Annotated in this window: 5 protein-coding genes and 1 pseudogene; 5 read left to right on the forward strand and 1 reads right to left on the reverse strand. The window is 64.7% G+C overall.

The features are described from left to right. Positions 1–144 precede the first annotated feature (144 nt). The 3 genes and pseudogenes from EDC31_RS18345 to EDC31_RS03450 form a co-directional block, all read left to right on the forward strand. A pseudogene (locus tag EDC31_RS18345) lies at positions 145–900 on the forward strand (efflux RND transporter permease subunit); the annotation flags it as partial. Between the two features lie 109 nt (positions 901–1,009). After that, the gene (locus EDC31_RS18350; protein ID WP_261754083.1) at positions 1,010–3,376 is read left to right on the forward strand and encodes an efflux RND transporter permease subunit; all 2,367 of its coding nucleotides are present in this window, start codon (positions 1,010–1,012) and stop codon (positions 3,374–3,376) included. After that, on the forward strand, positions 3,373–3,687 hold the full coding sequence (locus EDC31_RS03450; RefSeq protein ID WP_132126904.1) for a hypothetical protein: 315 nt from the start codon (positions 3,373–3,375) through the stop codon (positions 3,685–3,687). Before EDC31_RS18350 ends, EDC31_RS03450 begins: the two co-directional genes overlap by 4 nt. A 43-nt stretch (positions 3,688–3,730) precedes the next feature. Here the strand turns inward: EDC31_RS03450 and EDC31_RS03455 are convergent, their stop codons facing one another. After that, positions 3,731–4,678 carry a GlxA family transcriptional regulator gene (locus tag EDC31_RS03455; RefSeq protein ID WP_042061572.1) on the reverse strand — a complete coding sequence of 316 codons (948 nt, stop codon included), beginning with the start codon at positions 4,676–4,678 and terminating at the stop codon, positions 3,731–3,733. 80 nt (positions 4,679–4,758) lie between these two features. Here EDC31_RS03455 and EDC31_RS03460 point away from each other — a divergent pair, with 80 nt between their 5' ends. Then, positions 4,759–5,454, forward strand: a complete 696-nt coding sequence (locus EDC31_RS03460; RefSeq protein WP_042061570.1) for a DJ-1/PfpI family protein — start codon at positions 4,759–4,761, stop codon at positions 5,452–5,454. Between the two features lie 14 nt (positions 5,455–5,468). After that, positions 5,469–5,933, forward strand: coding sequence for a nuclear transport factor 2 family protein (locus tag EDC31_RS03465; RefSeq protein WP_042061568.1), 465 nt, complete (start codon positions 5,469–5,471; stop codon positions 5,931–5,933). Positions 5,934–6,276 lie beyond the last annotated feature (343 nt).

Here is a 6,276-nt window from a genome sequence, read left to right on the forward strand (position 1 = left end):
TTTTTTCGTCCGGCCGGTGAAAAGCCGCCGGCGTCGATCGTCTTATAGACAGAGCCCTCCGGCGGGGACGGGGCGTTCCCTTTGACCTTCATCGCCTTTTTCGTCCGTCGCCCGGTCGCGACGACGCTGCTTCTGGTCGCCGCCGTGCTGTCGGGTCTTCTGGCCCTGCCGTCGCTGCCCGTTTCCGATCTGCCGGATGTCAGTGTCCCGGTCATTTCCGTCTCCGCCAGCAATGCGGGCGGCACGCCGGAGACCATGGCCCGCACGGTCGCCGCACCTCTGGAGCGTCATCTCGGCGCCATCGCCGGCGTCACGCAGATGCAGTCGGTCTCCACGCGCGGCGAGACCATGATCTCGCTCGGCTTCGAGGTCGGGCGCGATCTCAACGGCGCCGCGCGCGACGTCGAGGCGGCTATCCGCGCGGCGCGGGCCGATCTGCCGAAAACACCGGGTTTCGATCCCCGCTATCATCGCGCCAATCCGAATGCGACGCCGGTGCTGATCCTCGCGGTCACACCCGGAATGATGGCGATGCCGCGTCTGTATGATCTGGTGAACGTCACGCTGCGCCCCATGCTGCTTCAGGTGCCGGGGGTGGGCGATGTCAAGCTCCTGGGCAGTTCGGCGCCCGCCGTGCGCGTGGCCATGAATCCACTGGCCTTCTTCAAATACAGCATGGGCTTCGAAAACCTGCGCGCGGCGCTGGCCTCCGCCAACGCGCATACGCCCAAAGGCGTCATCGATACGCATGGCCAGCGTTTCCAGCTGTTGGTCAACGATCAGGCGGAACGCGCCGCCGACTACCGGAACCTGATCATCGCGTACAAGAACAATCGTCCCATCCGGCTCAACGACGTCGCGACCGTGAGCGACAGCATGCAGGACGTCAACGCCGCCGCCTTCTTCGATGGCAAGCCGGCCCTGACGCTCATGGTGCGCGCCCAGCCGGGGGCCAATCTGGTCGGCAGTCGATGCGGTGACAGCGCGCCTGCCACGCCTGCGCACGCTGATGCCGCCGGGGGCGGACATCGTCATCGCCCGGGACGGCTCCGTCGTGATCCGCTCCTCCCTGCGCCATACGATCGTCACCCTGCTGCTCGCCTGTGTGCTGGCGCTGGGCGTGGTCTGGGCGTTCCTGCGCTCCGCCACCGCGGCGCTGGCGGCGGCAATCGTCGTGCCATGCTGCCTGATCGCCAGTCTCGGCCCGATGCACCTGGCAGGGTTCGGGCTGGACAATCTCTCGCTGATGGCCCTGACCGTGGTGACGGGGCTGGTGGTGGATGACGCCATCGTGGTGATCGAGAACATCATGCGCCATCGTGCTCTCGGGCTGTCGATCGAGGATGCGGCGATCATGGGCGGAAGCGAGGTGGTGTTCACCCTGCTGTCCATCACGATCTCGGTGCTGGCGGTGTTCGCGCCGATCGGACTGGCGCCCGGCCTCACCGGGCGGCTGTTCGGGGAATTCGCGGGCACGGTCGGGATTGCGGTTACGGTGTCGCTGGTGCTGTCCTGTGTCGTGACGCCTTGTCTGACGGCGACCCTTCTGCGGCTCACGGAAGCCCGGCATCCCGCCAGGAGCGGGAACGCGCCGAGCGAGGAGGAAAGCCGGGTCGCCGGTCTCTATCCGCGCATCCTGGATCTCTGTCTGCTTCATCCGGGCAAGACGGTGCTGCTGCTGCCCCTGACGCTTCTGGTCGCATTGATCCTGTTCGCCCGCATGCCGAAGATCGTGTTCCCGAAACAGGATATCGGCATCGTCTCCGGCGGCTCGCGCGCCGACGGCGCCACGTTGGAGGATACGAGGGCACGCATCGCGCGCTTCAGCCGGGTCATGCTGTCCGATCCGGCCGTCTCGCATGTCGTGGCCTATCTGGATACCTCGGAGGGATCGAGCCATGGCATGGTCTTCGCGACCTTGCGCGATATGACCGACCGAAGGGACAGCGCCGCCACGATCGCCCGGCGCATCGCGGCGGCCATGCGGCATGAACGCCACGGCGAATATCATGCCCAGGCCCCCGGCAACCTGATGACGCGGGTGGGGTCGAACAGTTCCGGCCTCAGCTACATCCTGCGCAGCGACGACGAGCGGCTGCCCGGCCCAGCGGCCCGACGACTGGCGCGGGCGCTCAGGCGACATCCGGAATTCACCAATGTCGAAGAGGACAGCGATCCGCCAGGCGAGAGCCTGTCCTTTGCCATCAACCGTGATATCGCCGCCCGGCTGGGTGTCACGCCGCAGGTGATCGGCTCGGCCCTCTCCGACGCATTCGGGCAGATCACCGCCTCGGTCGTCTATAGCTGGCGGGGGCAGTATAATGTCGTCATGACATTGCAGGACCAGTTCCTGCACGATCCGGCGCTGCTTCGGAATTTCTGGGTCAGCCCGTCCGGCGGTTCGGCCTCCGGCAGTGCGGCGTCGAACACGATCCGTGTGACCACGCAGGGAGCGGCCGGCGGGTCGTCCGCGCTTGCGGCGACGGCGTTTCGCAACCAGATCGCCAATGCGCTGGCCGGCGGCGTCACGGCCTCCACAGGGGCGGCCGTTGCGACAGGAACCGAGACGCTGGTGCCGCTTTCAATGGTGGCAACGCTTGCCCCGACCCTTGACCCGGCAAGCGTCACGCATCTGGGCTATGCCAGCTCGGCCTCGATCGCGCTGGACCTGGCCCCCGGCGTGAGTCTTGAGCGCGCGCACGCCATCATCGATGCGGAAAGCCGCGCGCTGTCTTTGCCGGCGGCCCTCAGCGGCGTCCTGCAGAGCGATGAAGGGGACGCGGGCAAAAGCACGCAGGATAGCGAGATGCTGGTGCTCGGCGCGATCGTCGCGGTCTATCTCACGCTGGGCATCCTCTATGAAAACCCGTTTCACCCGCTGACGATCCTGTCCACCGTGCCCTCGGCAGGCATCGGCGCGGTTCTGGGGCTCGACCTGTTCGGGCTGCCGTTCTCGGGCATGGCGGTCGTGGCGATGCTGCTGTTGACCGGCATCTCGCTCAAGAACGCCATCATGCTGGTCGATTTCGCGGTGCTGGCCCAACGCACACGGGCTCTCACACCCCGCGCCGCGATCCGCGAGGCGGCCCTGCTGCGGCTGCGGCCCATCCTGATGACCACTGGCGCCGCCGCTCTCGGCGCGCTGCCGCTGGCCGTCATGGGCGGCTACGGCATGGAATTGCGTCAGCCGCTCGGCATCGCCCTGATCGGCGGCCTCGTGGTCAGCCAGATCCAGACCATGCTCACCACGCCCGCGCTTTATATGCTGATCGCACATCTCCAGGCCGCCAGCCGCGCATATCGGGCGCGCCGCGTCGGAGAGAAGGCCAAAGGCAGGGGGTGTGATGCGCCGCACGACCACGGCAAACGTCGATGACAGCTTTGCCTCCGGCCATTTCGCTCGACAGTCTTGCGCCCGCGGAGCGGATCGCCCTGTGTTGGATTCGTGCGTTGATGGGACGCGTCATGCACGGCAAAAGCGTTACATGGAAGGGCGCGCGCCGAAAGCTCCGCGAAGCCCTCTATATCGCGGCCACATCTGCCTCCCGCCGCGTGCCCGTACTCATCGCCATGCGGGATGAGCGCCAAGGGCAAGGCACCCAGACCATCCTTATCGCCGTCGCGCGCCAGCTTCCCGTCATCCTCAATGCCATGATCCAGAAAGGTCAGCCTTTGCAGATCACATGATCAACACAGTTGGCCCCCCGTAACTGCCTGTAACAACCGGGCGTCACATAGCGCTGGCGTTCCGACGCATGGCCTGGGGCGGCTGGCCAAACGCTCGGAGAAACGCCCTGCGCATGCGTTCGGGATTATGGAAGCCCGCGTTGGCCGCGATGGTCTCAATAGGGGTATCGGAATGCTCCACGCGCTCTCGGGCGGCTTCGAGACGCAGCCGTTCGACGGCTTTGGCCGGACTCATGCCGACGGAGAGGCGGAACGTCCTCGTGAAGTTGCGTGGGCTCATCGCCATCCGGTCGGCCAGCGTCTCGACGGTCAACCGGTTATGGAGATGGGAGCGTATCCAACCAAGCAACTCGGTGAAGCGTCCCTCACCCCCGCCCATCTCCAGCAATGCCGAAAACTGCGATTGTCCGCCTGGTCGCCGGTGGAACACGACCATCTGTTGTGCCACGCGTCGGGACAGCGCGTCCCCCAGATCGTCGCCGATCAGGGCCAGCGCCAGATCAATGCCCGCGCTGATCCCTGCCGAGGTCCAGACGGCCCCATCCTGAATATGGATGGCATCGGGGTCGACCCGCACATGGGGAAACAGTCGTATAAACTCCTCGGCTCGCTGCCAGTGGGTTGTGGCGCGTCTTCCATCGAGCAGACTGGCCGCCGCCAGCAGGAAGGCTCCGGAGCAGACACTGCACAGCCGCCGTGTATCGTTCGTCCGCGCGCGAAGAAACGCACGCAGATCCGGACAGTGCATGGCGTTACGGCTGCCGTCACCGCCGACCACGATCAGCGTGTCGAGCGGGCCTGCGTCCCGCACCCCCGTCGTGTCCAGCACAATGCCGGCGGAAGACCGGATGGAGCCACCGTCGCGTGACAGGAGCGTCAGCGCATAGGCGTCGCCCGCCATGCGCCCGGCAATCTCGAACGCCGTAATCGGACCGGCTGCGTCGAGGAGCTGGAAATCGGGATAGAGCAGAATGCCGATGCATCGTGTCATGGCCCGGAATGAGGGATCATTGTCCTTTCGTCAAGCGCGGCTCCGGGGAACAGTGATGCCCGTGCCCGAAGGAGTCCCTCATGAGCCGATTGCCGTTCCGCATCCTCTTTGCCGTCTATCCTGGCATGACCCAGCTGGATTTTACGGGACCACACCAGTTTCTCTCCCGCATGCCCGGCAGCGAGACCATCGTCGCCAGCCTCATCGGGGGCGCGGTGCCCAGCGAAGGCCTGGTCTTCGCCGACACGCGTCGGCTGTCTGACGTGGCCGGGTGCGATCTGCTGTGCGTGCCAGGGGGTCTCAATGCGCTCGATGTGGCGCTGGACGACGCATTCGTCGCAGAAATCCGGCGGCTCGGCGGTGGCGCGCGTTACGTCACATCGGTCTGCACCGGCTCTCTCATTCTTGGAGCAGCGGGTCTGCTGCATGGCAAACGGGCGGCCTGCCACTGGGCGTGGCGTCATCTTCTGCCGCTGTTTGGCGCCATACCCGACGAAGGGCGCGTAGTGCGGGACGGGCGCGTGTTCACTGGTGGCGGGGTAACCGCAGGTATTGATTTTGCTTTGACCGTATTGGCCGAGATCGCTGGCGCGGAGGTGGCTCAGACGCTACAGCTCGGTCTCGAATACGCTCCCGCACCGCCATTCACTTCCGGCAGGCCGGAAACCGCATCGCCAAAGATTTTGGCTGGTTACCGCGATCAGATCGCACCGCTTCTGACCAGACGCGAGGCACAGGCGCGGGAAGCGGCAGCCTCTTTATCTTTGATCTCTTGAACAGGAGGCATACCATGTCCCGTCCGCCGTTGCCGCCTTTCGATGCCGAGACCGCCGCGATCAAGACACGGCTGGCCGAGGATGCATGGAACAGTCGTGATCCCGAGAAGGTCGCGCTCGCCTATACGCCTGACAGCCAGTGGCGCAACCGGGAAACATTCGTGCGGGGGAGGCAGGAGATCGTCTCTTTTCTGGTCCGCAAATGGGCCCGTGAGCATGAGTATCGGCTCATCAAGGAGGTCTGGGCGTTCCGGGAGAACAGGATCGCGGTGCGGTTCGCTTATGAGTGGCATGACGAGGAGGGACGGTGGTTTCGGTCCTACGGCAATGAAAACTGGGAGTTCGACGAGAGCGGTTTGATGCGACGTCGCATCGCCTCGATCAATGATCTGACGATCGATGTCGGCGCCCGGCTTTTTCATTGGCCGCAAGGGCGCCGGCCGGACGATCATCCGGGCCTTTCGGATCTGGGACTTTGAAGGATCAAACGATGGGAGAGAAGAAAGCTGTGCATTTTTCAGTCATTTGGCGACGCTTCCAGACGTTCGGTCCGGCACTCGGCCTGTAGAGCCTTCCGGGAAAGCGGTTCTGCATGCCTTCGAGATCGCTCAGAAATGCACAAGCACATAAACGCATGATCTCCGTCCCCTCCTTGATTGTCATCCGCCGTCATGAGCGATGTCGGCGATCAGGGCGGTCAATTTCGAGACCGAACGGCCCAATTTTCGGTTCTTCCGCACTTTTCGTGATGGGTATCTTGTACTGAGGTTCCGGAACTGGGAAATCCAGAAAGTCGTTCACTTTCATGGATATTCCCCAGTG

The sequence above is a fragment of the Acidomonas methanolica genome, from assembly GCF_004346035.1.
In the GTDB taxonomy this organism is placed as follows: Bacteria; Pseudomonadota; Alphaproteobacteria; order Acetobacterales; family Acetobacteraceae; genus Acidomonas; species Acidomonas methanolica.